At 41.0% G+C, this 15869-nt stretch carries 13 protein-coding genes and 2 pseudogenes; 6 read left to right on the top strand and 9 right to left on the bottom strand.

Features of this window, described 5'->3' with window-relative positions:
• Positions 1-38: 38 nt before the first annotated feature.
• Positions 39-1331: an adenylosuccinate synthase gene (locus HMPREF3249_RS03925; protein WP_049533047.1), complete on the bottom strand. Its 1293-nt coding sequence runs from the start codon at positions 1329-1331 to the stop codon at positions 39-41.
• Positions 1332-1620: 289 nt separating this feature from the next.
• Between HMPREF3249_RS03925 and gshAB the strand changes: the two genes are divergently transcribed.
• On the top strand, positions 1621-3873 hold the full coding sequence (gene gshAB, locus HMPREF3249_RS03920) for a bifunctional glutamate--cysteine ligase GshA/glutathione synthetase GshB (protein ID WP_059221587.1): 2253 nt from the start codon (positions 1621-1623) through the stop codon (positions 3871-3873).
• Between the two features lie 92 nt (positions 3874-3965).
• Here gshAB and HMPREF3249_RS03915 read toward each other — a convergent pair whose 3' ends face one another.
• Both HMPREF3249_RS03915 and HMPREF3249_RS03910 read right to left on the bottom strand, forming a co-directional pair.
• Positions 3966-4523, bottom strand: a complete 558-nt coding sequence (locus tag HMPREF3249_RS03915) for a GNAT family N-acetyltransferase (RefSeq protein ID WP_049533049.1) — start codon at positions 4521-4523, stop codon at positions 3966-3968.
• 122 nt (positions 4524-4645) lie between these two features.
• Positions 4646-4921, bottom strand: a pseudogene (locus HMPREF3249_RS03910) (alcohol dehydrogenase); the annotation flags it as partial.
• Between the two features lie 287 nt (positions 4922-5208).
• On the opposite strand from HMPREF3249_RS03910, the gene HMPREF3249_RS03905 reads away from it, so the two are divergent.
• The 4 genes from HMPREF3249_RS03905 (at position 5209) to dusB (ending at position 9367) form a co-directional block, all read left to right on the top strand.
• Positions 5209-6027: a coiled-coil domain-containing protein gene (locus HMPREF3249_RS03905; RefSeq protein WP_003041789.1), complete on the top strand. Its 819-nt coding sequence runs from the start codon at positions 5209-5211 to the stop codon at positions 6025-6027.
• Between the two features lie 17 nt (positions 6028-6044).
• Positions 6045-7316: a toxic anion resistance protein gene (locus HMPREF3249_RS03900; RefSeq protein WP_049533051.1), complete on the top strand. Its 1272-nt coding sequence runs from the start codon at positions 6045-6047 to the stop codon at positions 7314-7316.
• Between the two features lie 220 nt (positions 7317-7536).
• The gene (hslO, locus tag HMPREF3249_RS03895) at positions 7537-8409 is read left to right on the top strand and encodes an Hsp33 family molecular chaperone HslO (RefSeq protein ID WP_003041832.1); all 873 of its coding nucleotides are present in this window, start codon (positions 7537-7539) and stop codon (positions 8407-8409) included.
• The gene (gene dusB / locus HMPREF3249_RS03890) at positions 8396-9367 is read left to right on the top strand and encodes a tRNA dihydrouridine synthase DusB (RefSeq protein ID WP_049533052.1); all 972 of its coding nucleotides are present in this window, start codon (positions 8396-8398) and stop codon (positions 9365-9367) included. Before hslO ends, dusB begins: the two co-directional genes overlap by 14 nt.
• Positions 9368-9437: 70 nt before the next feature.
• On the opposite strand, the gene HMPREF3249_RS03885 is transcribed toward dusB, so the two are convergent.
• Genes HMPREF3249_RS03885 through HMPREF3249_RS03875 form a run of 3 tightly spaced genes read right to left on the bottom strand, consistent with a single transcriptional unit; the run spans position 9438 to position 12815 of the window.
• Positions 9438-9878 (bottom strand): GNAT family N-acetyltransferase, encoded by a 441-nt coding sequence (locus HMPREF3249_RS03885; RefSeq protein WP_021002163.1) that lies wholly within the window; start codon positions 9876-9878, stop codon positions 9438-9440.
• A gap of 42 nt (positions 9879-9920) precedes the next feature.
• Entirely contained in the window at positions 9921-12350 is a 2430-nt protein-coding gene (locus HMPREF3249_RS03880) for an ATP-dependent Clp protease ATP-binding subunit (RefSeq protein WP_070496917.1), read from the bottom strand.
• 3 nt (positions 12351-12353) lie between these two features.
• Complete coding sequence (locus HMPREF3249_RS03875) at positions 12354-12815, bottom strand: CtsR family transcriptional regulator (protein WP_049533054.1); 462 nt, start codon at positions 12813-12815, stop codon at positions 12354-12356.
• A 259-nt stretch (positions 12816-13074) separates the two neighbouring features.
• Between HMPREF3249_RS03875 and HMPREF3249_RS03870 the strand changes: the two genes are divergently transcribed.
• Positions 13075-13425: a hypothetical protein gene (locus HMPREF3249_RS03870; protein ID WP_021002166.1), complete on the top strand. Its 351-nt coding sequence runs from the start codon at positions 13075-13077 to the stop codon at positions 13423-13425.
• 86 nt (positions 13426-13511) lie between these two features.
• Here HMPREF3249_RS03870 and tsf read toward each other — a convergent pair whose 3' ends face one another.
• The 3 genes and pseudogenes from tsf to HMPREF3249_RS03855 all read right to left on the bottom strand — a co-directional run.
• Positions 13512-14555, bottom strand: coding sequence for a translation elongation factor Ts (gene tsf, locus HMPREF3249_RS03865; RefSeq protein ID WP_049533055.1), 1044 nt, complete (start codon positions 14553-14555; stop codon positions 13512-13514).
• A gap of 82 nt (positions 14556-14637) precedes the next feature.
• Positions 14638-15420 (bottom strand): 30S ribosomal protein S2, encoded by a 783-nt coding sequence (gene rpsB, locus HMPREF3249_RS03860; RefSeq protein ID WP_059221593.1) that lies wholly within the window; start codon positions 15418-15420, stop codon positions 14638-14640.
• 234 nt (positions 15421-15654) lie between these two features.
• Positions 15655-15869: pseudogene (locus HMPREF3249_RS03855) on the bottom strand (sigma-70 family RNA polymerase sigma factor); the annotation flags it as partial.

Raw genomic sequence — 15869 nt, 5'->3', positions numbered from 1 at the left:
AAAAGCGAGCTTGAACTCGCTTCCGACTATAATTTCTATTACAAACTTGACCAAACGCTTTCTAAAATATTAGTTTGTTCACGACCTGGTCCAACAGAGAAAGTGGAAATGCGAACACCAACAAGTTCACTCACACGGCGGACGTAGTTGCGGGCGTTTTCTGGCAACTCTTCTAAACTACGAACGCCTGTAATGTCCTCTGACCAGCCTGGTAATTCTTCATAGATTGGTTTGCAGCGTTTGAGTTGCTCTAAACTAGCTGGGTAATGGTCAATACGTTCACCGTCTAGGTCGTAAGCTACACAGATTTTAACTATATCCAGTCCCGTCAAAACGTCAATTGAATTGAGAGAAAGGTTGGTAATCCCAGACACACGGCGACTGTGACGCATAACAACCGAATCAAACCAACCAACACGACGAGGACGCCCTGTGGTCGTTCCATATTCATGTCCGACTTCACGAATGCGGTTGCCTACTTCATCAAACAGTTCTGTAGGAAATGGTCCGTCACCAACACGACTGGTATAGGCTTTGCAAACCCCAACAACCTTGTCAATTTTGCTTGGACCCACACCGGAACCAATCGTCACACCACCTGCAACAGGATTGGAAGAGGTAACAAATGGATAAGTGCCCTGGTCAATATCTAGCATCACTCCCTGCGCTCCTTCAAAAAGGACACGTTTACCTTGATCAAGAGCGTCGTTCAAGATAACCGACGTATCTGTCACGTATTGTTTAATCTGTTGACCATAAGCGTAGTATTCTTCAAAAATATCGTCAAATTGGATAGCTGTGCTGTCGTAGAGTTTTTCAAAGAGACGATTTTTTTCAGCTAAGTTGCGCTCCAAACGTTCTCTGAAAATATCTTTATCCAACAAATCCGCAATGCGGATTCCCACGCGAGCTGCTTTGTCCATATAAGCTGGACCAATCCCCTTGATAGTCGTTCCGATTTTGTGATCGCCTTTAGCTTCTTCTTGCAGACGGTCCAACTCGATATGATAAGGAAGAATCACATGTGCACGATCTGAAATGCGCAGATTATCTGTTGTGACACCCTCCTCGTGCAAATAAGCCAATTCCTTTACAAGAGACTTGGGATTGACTACCATTCCGTTTCCGATAACAGAGATTTTCTCTGGGAAGAAAATACCGGATGGAATCAAGTGCAATTTATACTTTTTACCGTCAATTACAATGGTGTGACCGGCATTGTCTCCGCCTTGATAACGGGCAATCACTTCGGCATTAGCTGAAAGGAAATCTGTAATCTTTCCTTTTCCTTCATCTCCCCACTGGGTTCCTACAACTACAACTGATGTCATAATCTTGTCTGAGCTAAGCGCTCATCCTTTCTTGTCTACATGGCAGGAGTTTCACCTGCAATTATGTCTTACACTCTATTATAAGAAAAATTCCTTCTTTTTTCAAGATAAGACTATCGCAGTTGTTTGCAAATGACGAAGTTTGAGACCCCCTCTTTTGGAAAATTCTTATCCTATCTAAAATAGAATCGTTTTCTTTTAAAAAAGGTTCGGAAAACGTAGTAGAAATTTGTTTTCTGAGCATTTTTATAATAGACTAAAAGTATTAGAAAACAAACAGGTATTTCCCATGAACATCAATCACTTATTCGAAAAATTAACAGCAGATGCACCTATTTTACAAGCTACTTTCGGGTTGGAAAGGGAGGGCTTGCGCGTCAATCAAAACGGGAAATTAGCACAAACTTCTCATCCAAAAGCATTTGGCAGTCGCAATTTTCATCCAACGATTCAGACAGATTTTAGCGAGCAGCAGTTAGAACTCATCACTCCAATTGCTCCTTCTACAAAAGAAGCAAGGCGTTTTCTTGCTGCAATTACTGATGTGGCTGGACGAACCATTCCTAAAAACGAAGTGATTTGGCCACTCTCTATGCCCCCAAAATTATCGCCAGCAGAAATTCAAATCGCTCATTTAGAAAATGACTTTGAACGGCATTATCGAGAAAGTTTAGCAAAAAAATATGGAAAAACGCTACAAGCTATCTCAGGCATTCACTACAACATGGAATTAGGACCAGACTTGATTCAAGCCCTTTTCAAGGTCAGTGATTACCAAAATAGTCGGCTTTTTAAAAATGACCTCTATCTCAAATTGGCTCGAAACTTTTTACGTTTTCGCTGGTTTCTGACTTATTTATACGGAGCAGCACCAATTGCTGAAGAAGGGTTTTTGACGAGAAAGATTTCTCAGCCTGTACGCTCTATCCGCAACAGTGATTTGGGATATGTAAACGATAAAAAGATTCACATTTCCTATGCTTCACTAGAGTCTTATGTAAGCGATATAGAGAAATACGTAGCACAAGGCGATTTAATTGCCGAGAAAGAATGCTACATGCCTGTTCGTTTCCGTGGGCAAAAAGAAAATCGACTTTACTTAGAAAAAGGAATCACCTATTTAGAATTCCGCTGCTTTGACCTCAATCCTTTTGAGGTGCTGGGAATCAGCCAAGAAACTATGGACACGGTTCATCTCTTTTTGCTTGCCTTGCTCTGGCTAGATGATATAGCAGACCCTGATGAAATCCTAGAGCAAGCTCATGATCTAAATGAAAAAATCGCTCTTAGCCACCCTCTGACTCCTTTGCCTGTTGAAGCTGATAGTAATCTGCTCCTTAGAGCCATGCAAGCTGTCATCCACCAGTTCGGATTAAGCTCCTATTATCAAGACCTGCTTCATCATGTGAAAGATGCAGTTGCTAATCCCAGTCTGACCCTTTCTGCCCAGCTCTTGCCTGATATTTATAACCAATCCTTAGAAGCCTTTGGTTTGGAAAAAGCTAAAGAATATCACCACTACGCCTGGACTGCTCCATACGCTCTGAAAGGCTACGAGGAAATGGAGCTCTCTACCCAGATGCTGCTCTTTGATGCGATTCAAAAAGGGTTGCAGGTCGAAATATTGGACGAAAGTGACCAGTTTTTAAAACTTCAACATAAAGATCACATCGAGTATGTCAAAAATGGCAATATGACCTCAAAGGACAACTATATCGTGCCTCTTGCGATGGCAAATAAGACGGTGACTAAGAAAATTTTATCTGCTGCTGGTTTTCTCGTTCCTGCTGGAGCTGAATTCTCCACTCTGGAAGAAGGGCTAGCTTACTATCCCCTTATCAAAAATATGCCGATTGTTGTCAAACCCAAATCCACCAACTTCGGGTTAGGAATTTCTATTTTTCAAGCACCTGCCAATCGAGACAGTTACCAAAAAGCATTGGAAATTGCCTTTTCAGAGGACAGCTCTGTCCTTGTCGAAGAATTTATCGCAGGAACCGAGTACCGTTTCTTTGTCCTAGACGGCAAATGTGAGGCGGTGCTTCTGCGCTTAGCAGCCAATGTTGTAGGAGACGGTCGGCACACCATTCGAGAACTGGTAGCTTTTAAAAATACCAATCCCCTACGAGGGCGCGACCATCGCTCTCCACTGGAAATGATTGAGCTTGGTGAGATTGAGCTACTCATGCTAGCCCAGCAAGGTTATAAAGCAGATGATGTCCTACCGCAAGGGGTTCAAGTCTTTCTCCGTCGCAATTCTAATATTTCTACTGGTGGAGACTCAGTAGATGTGACTGAAACCATGCACACCTCCTATAAGGAACTAGCAGCAGAAATGGCAGCTGCTATGGGAGCTTGGGTCTGTGGCGTGGATTTAATTATCCCGAATAGCACACTTCCAGCCAGCAAAAACAATTCTAACTGTACCTGCATTGAGCTCAATTTCAATCCTTCTATGTATATGCACACTTATTGTGCAGAAGGTCCCGGTCAAAGCATTACACCTAAAATATTGGCTAAACTTTTCCCAGAAATCCATTAAACACTAGATACACTGTAAAACGAGCCGAAAACAACAGCTCGTTTTTTAGGTAGATCAACGAAAAATAGAAATATTCGATAGTGATTCTTAGTTTATTCCCAGTCCCTGCCATGTCCATGCTTGATTTCAAATTCAAAATAACCATCTTCTTGAATCTTTTTGAAAATGTCCCGATAGGCTTTTTCATCAAAAAACGGTCCTTTATAAAGAATTTCAAAACTTAAACCGTCGTATTCTAAGTAGGCGTGCGAAGAGCGAAAACCATTTCTCTTGTAGAAATCCATTCGAGCTTTTCGTTGTTCTAGATTATCACAAGGCTCATCCAGCCGTTCTACTTCTAAAACCATGGTTCTTTGATAAAAATCCACCAACTTATCAATAATCTTCCCGCCATAACCATGACTACGCAAATGAGGCATAATCGCAAAAAAACTGATATAAAAGGCTCTTTCATTGTAAACTGAAAAGGCAAAACCGACAAATTCATTGCCATCATAAAAGGCAAAAAAATGAGAATATTCCCCATCTCCATAGCGTAGCAACTCGGATAGCGGTGTACGCTCTTCCTCAGGAAAAGCTTCCGTGTTGAGTCGTTCCACTTTTTCTAAATCTGGAAATTCAGCTGTAACAATCTGACTAGTTAAAGACATGATTTTCTCCCCTTTTAACTGCTTTTCTTTTATTTTATCAAAAATGAAGGTATTTGAGAACTATTGGACTAACATTCACAACCATAAAAGAGGTCGGATTCTACCAACCTCTTTCGGAATTCTTAATTCATCACAATCATCGCTTTAATTGTTTTTCTGTCAGCCATATCTTTGTACGCTTGGTCAATGTTTTCCAATTTGTAAGATTGAGTGAAAACTTTACCAGGATTGATTTGACCGTCTAGAACTGCTTTTAGCAAGATTTCTTTGTCATAAGTTGTACAAGAAGCTGGTCCACCAGCCATTGCCAAGTTGACCATCCAGTAGTCACCGATATTGATGTCTCCTGTATGTGGCACACCGACGCGTCCGACAACAGCACCGGGACGCGCAACCTCTCTCACCTCCATTTTTCCTGGTTCTACAAAAACTGCTGCTTTCATTTTATTGCTCCTTTCTCTATTAAAAAGATGATGTTCCACATTCATCAAAAAGGTAAAATATTTACACTTTTATTATATACCTTGGAGTTCACTCTAAGTCAAGAAATTTTTGAAAAATCTGATCATTCCATGATTATTTTCAGCCAAACTTTTTATTAAAAATATCGTTCAGTTCCGTCTTTGATGCTTTTTTATGCTAAAATAGACTTAGAAATTTCAGAAGAAACAGGATTAGATAATTTATGTCCAGAAGAGATTATAGAAATGTACGTTCTAGAAGATGGATTGGTATATTGCTTATTTTTATCGCAGTTGGTATTATTATGCAGTACCTCATCCCGATCCTCTTTGCTGTCGGTGTAAGCTACGGAATTTACTACTATGCAACCCATCAGCCGAAAAAAATCACAGGACCTAGCGCCAGTCAACAAATTGAAGATTTGAAAGAGGAAATCGGTGCCGCAGATAGTCGAATCAAACAATTAGATGCTTATCTAGAAGAAAAGGCTTATGAAAAATACCAACAGTTGGCTGAACAGCTCTTGCCTCAATTAAGCTATATTCAAGGACGGGCTGATACTTTGAAAAAACATATCTCACCTGAGATTTACCAGCGGATTCAACGGAAAGTGCAAGACGTAACAGCAGACATTCATGCTCAACTTTACAATCTCCGCACGCAAAATGCTGAGAGTACAAAGTCAATCCTTGAAGAATTAGTACCAGAATTGCTCGAAACCATTCACAATATCCAAACCGACCATGAAGCTATTCTCAAGAAAATTTCTCAATCAGAAAGCAACAACAAGGAAGAATTAACCGCTATTCATCAATCTCAAATGGAGCATTATGAGGATATTTTGGAAGGCTACCTAAAAATCAAGGCTTCCCCGAAAGATTTTTACAATGCCGAAGAACGACTGTCCAGCGCCAAAGCGGCTATTGAGCAGTTTGATTTAGACTTGGACGAAACACTCCGTCAGCTCAACGAAGCTGATCTACGAGATTTTGACATCAGCTTGCGGATTTTAACTAAAAAAGAAACGAACACAGAACTATAACATCAAAAGGAGACCTTATGAGCCAAGAATTTAACTTCGACATTGACAAAATCGCTAACAATGCCATTACGAAAACGGATAAAACCACCGAGATTATTGAATCAACCAAAACTCAAGCAAATGGGCAGTTAACTTTTTTGGAGAAATTAACTCCTGAACAACAAAATGCTATCATGGCAAAAGCCCCACAGTTGGTAGATAACTTTATTTCTGACCAGAATGCTCTTTTAGATTTTGGACAAGCCGCGGTCGAAGATGTTAATAACACTGTCAACCGTATTTTAGCCGAGCAAAAGAAACTTCAAATCCCACAAGTCGATGAATTGCTAAAAAATACTAATAAAGAGTTAAATGGTTTTGTTGCTAAGTACAAGGATGCTCAAATTGCAGAACTAGATAAAAAGCCAAATTTCTTAGAAAAACTCTTTAAACAAAGCAAGAATACCTTGCAAGAGTTCTATTTTGATTCACAAAATATCGAGCAAAAAATGGACGGAATGGCTGCTACTGTCGTCAAGCAAGAAGATGTACTCGCACGCAATATCGTTTCTGCTGAGATGTTGATTGAAGACAATACCAAATCCATTGAAAATCTAGTCGGTGTCATTTCCTTTATTGAAGCCAGTCAAAGAGAAGCCAGTGCGCGTGCCTTGACTCTTCAAAATGAAGTGGCACAATTAGATACCGCCACTCTAGATTACCAAACCAAATCACAAGAATTGGCCCGCTTGACTGAAGTTGTCAATACATTGGAACAGCAGCACACAGAATACATCAGCCGTCTGTATGTTGCTTGGGCCACTACCCCGCAAATGCGTAATCTCGTGAAGGTGTCTTCTGATATGCGCCAAAAACTCGGCATGCTCCGTCGCAATACCATTCCGACCATGAAGCTCTCTATTGCTCAACTAGGTATTTTGCAACAATCAATGAAATCTGGTCAGGTAGCGGACGCCATTTCTAATGCCAACAATGCAGCGCTTCAAATGCTGGCTGAAACCAGCAAAGAAGTCATTCCACAAATGGAGAGAATCTCGCAAAATCCAACAATTGCTGTCGAATCTGTTACTAAGTTGGCTGAAAGCTTAGTCGCTCAAAACCAAGGTATTATCGAAGCCATTGACAAAGGACGGGAGAAACGCGCTCTCCTTGAAGCGACTGTTATCCAATCCGCTGAAACCATTAACGACTCTGTTAAACTACGCGACCACAAGATTATCCAGGCTCTGCTAGATCAGGGAAAAGAAACTCAAAAAGAAGTGGATGAACGAACTACAAACGAAAACTAATGGACTGGAACAAGAATTTAGGACAAAAATTTCCTAAATTCTTACAATATACTATTTTTTCACCGAAACGAAATAGGTGCTTGGTGGTTGTTATTCCTTGCTATGCAAAGAATGACAACAGCCTCGTCAACTATGCGGGGTGGGACAACAAAATCACTTTCTTACGAAATACCGATTTTTGTCCCGCTCCCTTTTCTTTTTTTATGTTACAATAAAGGGTATGGACAAGATTATTAAAACTATTTCAAAAAACGGTGCTTTCCGGGCTTATGTACTGGACAGTACTGAAACCGTTCGGACAGCTCAAGAAAAGCATCATACTCAGGCCAGCTCAACTGTAGCACTAGGCCGTACGCTCATTGCCAGTCAAATCCTTGTCGCAAATGAAAAAGGAGATACAAAAATCACCGTCAAAGTGCTAGGGACAAGCTCTATCGGTGCTATTATTACCGTCGCAGATACAAAAGGTACGGTCAAAGGCTATGTGCAAAATCCCGGCGTAGACATTAAAAAAACCGCGACTGGCGAAGTGCTGGTCGGACCATTTGTTGGAAACGGCGAGTTCCTCGTCATTACAGACTATGGAACTGGAAATCCTTATCATTCTATGACACCACTTGTATCCGGTGAGATTGGCGAAGATTTGGCATTCTATCTAACAGAAAGCCAGCAAACTCCGTCAGCTGTCGGGTTAAATGTTCTACTAGATGCCAATGACAAGGTCAAGGTTGCTGGTGGTTTCCTCTTGCAAGTCCTTCCAGGTGCCAAAGAAGAAGAAATCGCCCGCTTTGAAAAACGAATCCAAGAAATGCCTGCTATTTCAACACTTTTGGAATCCGAAGACCATATTGAAGCCCTGCTTTCAGCTATCTACGGCAACGAACCTTACAAACGATTGTCAGAAGAAGAAGTTCGCTTCCAATGCGATTGCAGCAAAGAGCGCTTCCTAAATGCTCTCTCAAGCCTACCTAAGTCAGACCTTGAAGAAATGCGAGACGAAGACCACGGAGCTGAAATCACTTGCCAATTCTGCCAAAGCACGTATCATTTTGACGAGAAAGACTTGGAGGAACTCATTCGTGACAAATCTTAATACCCCTTTTCTGATTGGCGATGTAAAAATTCCCAATCGAACAGTTCTCGCTCCTATGGCAGGCGTCACCAATTCAGCTTTTCGGACGATTGCAAAAGAGCTGGGTGCAGGTCTTGTCGTCATGGAAATGGTCTCAGACAAGGGCATTCAGTACAATAACGAAAAGACACTTCACATGCTGCATATTGATGAAGGAGAACATCCCGTTTCCATTCAGTTGTTTGGCAGTGACGAAGATAGTTTGGCGCGCGCAGCCGAATTTATCCAAGAAAATACCCAAACAGATATTGTGGACATCAATATGGGCTGTCCCGTCAATAAAATTGTTAAAAACGAAGCTGGGGCAAAATGGCTCAAAGATCCAGAAAAAATCTATTCTATTATCAATAAAGTTCGTTCTGTTCTAGATATTCCGTTAACCGTGAAAATGCGTACTGGTTGGGCAGATGCCTCACTAGCTGTGGAAAATGCTCTTGCAGCTGAAGCTGCTGGTGCGGCAGCGCTGGCTATGCATGGACGTACACGCGAGCAGATGTATACTGGTCACGCTGATCTTGAAACCCTCCACAATGTTGCGCAAGCCTTAACCAAGATTCCTTTTATTGCCAATGGCGATATTCGTACTGTCCAAGATGCTCAACAGCGTATAGAAGAAGTCGGTGCTGACGCAGTCATGATTGGACGCGCTGCCATGGGCAATCCTTACCTCTTTCATCAAATCAATCACTATTTTGAAACGGGAGAAATCTTGCCCGACCTCAGCTTTGAGGATAAAATGCACATTGCTTACGATCATTTGAAGCGCTTGATTGACCTTAAAGGAGAGCATATCGCCATTAGAGAATTTCGTGGCTTAGCACCTCATTACCTCCGCGGAACAGCTGGTGCTGCCAAACTCCGCAGCGCTATTTCCCAAGCCAACAGTCTTGCAGAAATTGAAGAATTACTACAAGTTTAAACATTAAAAAAACACCAATCATCTGGGAAATTATTCCTAAATGGTTGATGTTTTTTATTAGTCATTTCTACTAGGTATCCAGCCGAACCATTTCAGTCCTTGCTTGATTGCGGTAAATGAGATCTTCTCGAACAGAGAATCCTAATTTCTCCCAAAACTTGTTTCCTTCTGCATTCCTTTTAAAGACAACCAAGGCAACCTTATGAATTTTCAAATCATCTAGGACGGTTAAAACCGTTTCAACCAGCTGTCTTGCAATCCCTCTCCTGCGATAGTTCGGATGAACAGCTGTATGGTAGATATAGGCTCTTCGTCCGTCCGAACCAACTAAAATCGCTCCGATAATCGTTTGATTTTCTACTGCCACCAGACAAGTTTGAGGATTTCTCTGCAAAAACCGAGCAATTCCCTCTTTTGAATCATCTAAATCATTCAATCCCATGCCTGCACATGATAACCACAATTGATAAACCTGATCATAATCCGTTTCTGCCATTTCACGAATGTTCATCTTTTAAGTCCTTATCTATCCCTGAACGTTTCAAGGAAAAACTCATAGCACTTCAAACTCCAGCTGTCCAGCTTTGACACCGACTTTCAAACTTTGTCCCATCTGTAACTCACCAGCTAAAAGTAATTCGGATAAATGATCTTCTACCTGAGTTTGTAGAGTTCTGCGCAGTGGACGAGCTCCCATTTCAGGGTCATAACCCTCTTGAGCCAGAAGTTTCAAAGCACTCGGCTGGAATTTGAGTTTAATTCCTTTTTCAGCGAGACTGACAATGAGTGGTTTCACCATGATTTTTACCACTTCTTGCATGTCTTCGCTAGTCAAACTGTGAAAAACAACCTTTTCATCAATTCGGTTAATAAATTCTGGACGATAACTTTTCTTAAGCTCTTCCATCATCCGTTTTTCCATGCTTTCATGATCAAAGTGAACATCACGTGCTCCAAAACCAACCGTCTTGTCGTCCCGCAAACTTGTCGCACCAAGATTGCTGGTCATAATGATAATGGTATTGGAAAAATCCACCTTACGCCCCTTGCTGTCTGTCAGCACCCCGTCATCTAAGACTTGGAGAAGCACATTGAAAATATCAGGATGTGCTTTTTCTACCTCATCAAAGAGGAGTACAGAGTACGGACGATTGCGAACTTTTTCAGTTAATTCGCCCCCTTCTTCATAACCAACATAACCTGGAGGCGCTCCATTGAGGCGACTGGCAGCAAATTTTTCCATGTATTCACTCATATCAAAACGAATCAGTGCTGTTTCGTCATCAAAGAGAACTTCTGCCAAAGCCTTAGCTAGCTCAGTTTTTCCGACCCCGGTTGGCCCTAAGAACATAAAGGAGCCAATTGGACGCTTGCTAGTGCGGATACCGGATTGATTGCGCCGAATCGCTCGACTAATAGCAGAAATTGCTTCATTTTGCCCAATGACCCGCTTGTGCAGTTCCTTTTCTAAATTGAGGTATTTCTTCGCATCTGTTTGCGTCAACTTTTGCACAGGAATTCCCGATAAACCGCTGAGTGTTGCCAAAATATCCTCATCTTTAACCTTTAGTTTGTAGACAATTGGCTGACTTTCTTTCTCCAACAAAGTGCCAACCTTTTTCCAATCGCCTGCCATTAAAGCCTCGTCTGCTGCACTCAATTCTGTTTTTACATGATTTTGCGGACCTTTATTTTGTACCGTTGCGGCAGCTTCATCTAGCAAATCGATCGCCGAGTCAGGTAGATGTTTATTTGTTAGATAACGATGAGCATACTTAACAGCTGTCTCAATCGCTGAATCTGTAATCACCACTTTGTGGTGTTCTTCATAACTTTTCTTGAGCCCCTGTAAAATCGCAATACTATCGGCTACCGTCGGCTCTTCAATAGTAATTTTGGCAAATCGCCGTGAAAGAGCTGCGTCCTTTTCAATATATTTCTGGTACTCTTCTTGTGTCGTTGCGCCGACCGTTCTGAGCGTCCCTCTAGCCAAAGCTGGCTTGAGAATGTTCGCTGCATCTAATGTCGAGTCAATCCCGCTACCCGACCCCATAATAGTATGAAGCTCATCAATGAAAAGAATGACATGTCCATCTGCTTCAATATCATTGATAATATTGTTCATCCGTTCCTCAAAATCACCACGAAAACGAGTTCCAGCCACCACATTCATTAAATCTAGCTCTAAAACTCTCATCTTTGCAAGCTCATTTGGAACTTGACCAGCTGCCACACGTTGCGCCAAACCAAGGGCTAATGCTGTCTTCCCAACTCCTGCATCTCCTACCAACACTGGATTATTTTTCGTCTTGCGACTTAAAATCTGAAGCATGCGAGAAATCTCTTTATCCCGCCCAATGACCGGTTCTAAAAGACCCGTATGAGCCATTTCGGTTAAATCACGAGTATAATCTTCTAGTCCGCCACTGGTTGCAGGAGGCATTCCCATCATATTAGCCATCGTTTGTCTTGTTGCTGCAGCATTTTTATTTAGGTGACGAATCGCCTTTAAATCCTCTTTATTCCAGCTTGCCTTATGCTCTAAGTTTTTCCGAAGATCGGTCATGCGCAAAACGCCTTCTTTATCCTCATAGCTAAATCCTGTGAATTCAAGGAGACGTGCCGCCAAACTTCCTCGGTCAAATAGCATAGCTAACAACACATGCTCTGTCCCAAGATTCTTAGCATGTACAGCCTCTGCAATTCGCTCAGCTGTCAAAAACAACACTTTCATACGATGAGAAAATGGCCAAATGGTAAAGCTCCCCTCTTGTTGATAAATCTTTCCTGTGATATGAAAGGCTGCTTTCTCAAAATCATCAATTTCAAGCGGATAATCATTTAAAACAGAACCCGCAACACTATAAGGATTATTCGCCATGGCAATCAACAAATGCCAAGACTCCAAATAATCTGTTTCAAAATGGCTTGCTAGCAGTTGCGCCGACTCAATACTTTCTGTCAAAGCTTTTGAATATTTCATATATTAGTTTTTCCCTTTTCTATCAACTTGTTGTAAAATTTTCTTTAACATCCGCGCACGAATCTGTGCAGCATTTACTCCCAATACTCTATCAGTTGTCGTCGCTAAAAGAAGATTCCCTTCTCGTTCTGTCATGATTTTTTCATCAAACAATAGCTGAATGATATCTGTAAAGACCTGTTGACTAATCTGCTCGCCAACGCTATGCAGCAAATCACAAAGTAGCTCATGATGATTAGAGAATTCAATCCGACCAATCCGAATGTAGCCGCCTCCACCACGCTTGCTTTCAACAACATAGCCACGACTTTCCGTAAAACGTGTCTTGATGACATAATTTATCTGACTTGGAACAACCTGAAAAACATCCGCAATTTCACTGCGCTTCAACTCTGCAATCCCAGCTTGAGCTAAAAGCGCTTTGATATATTCCTCAATACTGTCTGACGTATTCTTATGGCTCATGACAACCCTTTCTTCCAGTTCTTTCTTTTGCTCCATAAATGAGCAACTGATATTGACTATCTTTGACTAATATTATACCGAAAATCTCTTATTTTTGAAAGAAAAAGACCTAAATGAAAAACTGAAAAGTCTGATTATTCAAGCAAGTGAAAAAGCTTATAGAATAGGAATAATTCGAGTGTAAACGCTTGCCTTTTAATTTTAAAGCGTTATAATATAGATGAAAATTTGACGATAATAATAAAAGGAGGCCAAATGAATGAAAATGGATTGGTTCAAATATACACGTCATGTACTGGTTTGGTTGGTTTCAACTTTATTCTTTTTTACAGTTATTTCTGCTGATTATGTGGATGTCCAAGTCGTCCCGTTAGTCATCTGCTTATTTGCCCCGTTTTTATTTGAACCATCTTCAATAAACCCTAAAACAAAATGGACAATTGACTTAGCCATCGTTGTCGCTAGTGTCTTTGCTATTCTTTTTACACAAACTTACCGAATCGCTTTCACTTACTCTGAAATTACTTATCTACTAATTTCTTTAATCGTTTTAATCTTTGTAGATTCTGTGATTTCTCACAAGGGATTCACGAAAAAAATTGTAAAATAATAGCAGACGCTACTAGAAAAGGCTAGAGAGTTACACCAGCTCTCTAGCCTTTTTATTTATGATTTAAATGCTAATTATTGATTACCTTAGTTTTGACCAAGAGCAGCAGCCATAGTTGCAGCTACTTCTGATTCAAAATCGTTGGCAGCTTTTTCAATACCGTCACCTACTTCAAAACGAGTGAAGCTAGCGATTGTAGTCCCTTGACTTTCAAGGAATGCTTCAACAGTCTTGCTGTCGTCCATGATATAGACTTGCGCAAGTAATGTGTAAGCTTGGTCAACTTTTGTATTGTCCAGCATGAAGCGATCCATTTTACCAGGGATAATTTTGTCCCAGATTTTTTCTGGTTTACCTTCAGCTGCAAGACCAGCTTTGATGTCTTCTTCAGCTTGTGCAATCACTTCATCCGTCAATTGAAGTTTAGAACCAAATTTGTAGTGTGGAAGCGCTGGTTTACCAACCATTGCACGACTTTCGTTGTCTTGATCAATTTTGTGGTTCATTTGAGCCAATTCATCATGGATAAATTCTTCGCTCAATTTTTTGTATGAAAGAACAGAAGGCTTCATAGCTGCAACATGCATTGCCACGTGTTTTGCAAGATCTTCGTCACTGCCTGAAAGAACTGTGATAACACCGATACGTCCACCATTGTGTTGGTAAGCTCCAAATACTTGATCATCTGCTTTTTCAACAACTGCAAAACGACGGAATGAGATTTTTTCTCCGATTGTAGCAGTTGCACTAACATAAGCAGCTTCAAGTGTTTCACCTGAAGGCATTGTCAAAGCAAGAGCTTCTTCGTTGTTAGCTGGTTTGCCTTCTGCGATTACTTTAGCTGTTTCGTTTACCAATTCAACGAATTGAGCGTTTTTTGCTACAAAGTCTGTTTCTGAGTTCACTTCAACGATAGCGGCAACATTGCCGTTTACATAGACACCAGTCAATCCTTCAGCAGCAACACGGTCTGCTTTTTTAGCAGCTTTTGCCATACCTTTTTCACGAAGCAATTCAATTGCTTTTTCGATATCGCCATCTACTTCTACAAGTGCTTTTTTAGCGTCCATGACACCAGCACCAGATTTTTCGCGCAATTCTTTTACAAGCTTAGCTGTAATTTCTGCCATTTTGATCCTCCAATTAAGATATTACGGTTTTATTTAATAAAAAGGGGAGGACTAGGCCCCGCCCCATAGGTTCGTTACTTGATTATTCGTTTGAGCCTTCGACAACTTCAACGATTTCTTCGATAGAATCTGCTTGTGAATCAGTTGCAGCTAATTCTGCTTCTACTGATTCAACGTTATCTTCACCTTGACGGCCTTCGATAATTGCATCAGCCATTTTCGCAGTGATTAACTTAACAGCACGAATAGCATCGTCGTTAGCTGGAATGATGACATCAATGTCATCTGGATCTGTATTTGTATCCACCATCGCTACAACTGGAATACCTAATTTCTTAGCTTCTTTAACAGCGATTTGTTCTTTATGTGGATCCACAACATACATCACATCTGGAATACGTGGCATTTCTTCAATACCACCCAAGAATTTTTCAAGACGAGCGCGTTGTTTGTTAAGAAGAGCGACTTCTTTTTTAGGAAGAACATCAAAAATTCCGTCTTCTTCCATACGTTTGATTTCTTTCAAACGAGCAACACGTTTTTGAATCGTTTCCCAGTTTGTAAGTGTTCCACCCAACCAACGGTGGTTGATGTAGTATTGACCAGCACGTTCTGCTTCTTCTTTTACAGCATCAGCAGCTTGTTTTTTTGTACCAACAAACAAGATAACTGCATCATTAGCAGCTGCGTCACGCATAAAGTCGTATGCTTGATCTGCAAATTTTACAGTTTGTTGCAAGTCGATAACGTGGATACCGTTACGTTCTGTGAAGATATACTTCGACATCTTAGGGTTCCAGCGACGAGTTTGGTGACCAAAGTGTACACCAGCCTCAAGAAGTTGTTTCATTGAAATTACTGCCATGAGTAATGTCTCCTTTTTTTGTTTTTTCCTCTCCCAGATTTCAACTCGCAAGACCACCCGTAGGCAACGGCTTCACAATTCATCTGAAATGAGTATTTGCCGATTACACGACATCTACTATCATATCAAAATTTCTTCCATTTTACAAGAGAATTTCTGTTTTTTCATGCCAAATGCACGAAGAAAATCATTCGAAATTTATAACCTTTGAAAAGGGGAAAGTTCTGACTTATCTTAATCGCTATAGTCCTTTAAGTAGACCCTTAATTCTCGAATCATAGCTTGGCGGCCTTTGAACCGTTCATCGGCTAGTAAGCGCTCGTACTGCTCTTGTTTCTCTGGGCTCAGTTGAGCTTGATAGCTCTTTAGCTGGTCTCGGAGAATCACCAATTCATCCAAATACAGTTCTTTTAGACTGAGCTTGTGACCAATCTCGCTCACTTCTTCAT

Origin of the sequence: Streptococcus sp. HMSC36C04, from assembly GCF_001839535.1 — a bacterium.
GTDB lineage: Bacteria > Bacillota > Bacilli > Lactobacillales > Streptococcaceae > Streptococcus > Streptococcus hominis.
The sequence above is the reverse complement of the archived record's forward strand: the minus strand, read 5'-3'. Positions and strand labels throughout refer to the sequence as shown.

Bases quoted from the DNA above. Each gene is read 5' to 3' on its own strand.
- rpsB (WP_059221593.1), bottom strand. From the start codon at position 15,420: ATGGCAGTAATTTCAATGAAACAACTTCTTGAGGCTGGTGTACACTTT.
- HMPREF3249_RS03885 (WP_021002163.1), bottom strand. From the start codon at position 9,878: ATGAACATTCGTGAAATGGCAGAAACGGATTATGATCAGGTTTATCAA.
- HMPREF3249_RS03915 (WP_049533049.1), bottom strand. From the start codon at position 4,523: ATGTCTTTAACTAGTCAGATTGTTACAGCTGAATTTCCAGATTTAGAA.
- tsf (WP_049533055.1), bottom strand. From the start codon at position 14,555: ATGGCAGAAATTACAGCTAAGCTTGTAAAAGAATTGCGCGAAAAATCT.
- HMPREF3249_RS03880 (WP_070496917.1), bottom strand. From the start codon at position 12,350: ATGAAATATTCAAAAGCTTTGACAGAAAGTATTGAGTCGGCGCAACTG.
- gshAB (WP_059221587.1), top strand. From the start codon at position 1,621: ATGAACATCAATCACTTATTCGAAAAATTAACAGCAGATGCACCTATT.
- HMPREF3249_RS03870 (WP_021002166.1), top strand. From the start codon at position 13,075: ATGAAAATGGATTGGTTCAAATATACACGTCATGTACTGGTTTGGTTG.
- HMPREF3249_RS03875 (WP_049533054.1), bottom strand. From the start codon at position 12,815: ATGAGCCATAAGAATACGTCAGACAGTATTGAGGAATATATCAAAGCG.
- HMPREF3249_RS03905 (WP_003041789.1), top strand. From the start codon at position 5,209: ATGTCCAGAAGAGATTATAGAAATGTACGTTCTAGAAGATGGATTGGT.
- hslO (WP_003041832.1), top strand. From the start codon at position 7,537: ATGGACAAGATTATTAAAACTATTTCAAAAAACGGTGCTTTCCGGGCT.
- HMPREF3249_RS03900 (WP_049533051.1), top strand. From the start codon at position 6,045: ATGAGCCAAGAATTTAACTTCGACATTGACAAAATCGCTAACAATGCC.
- HMPREF3249_RS03925 (WP_049533047.1), bottom strand. From the start codon at position 1,331: ATGACATCAGTTGTAGTTGTAGGAACCCAGTGGGGAGATGAAGGAAAA.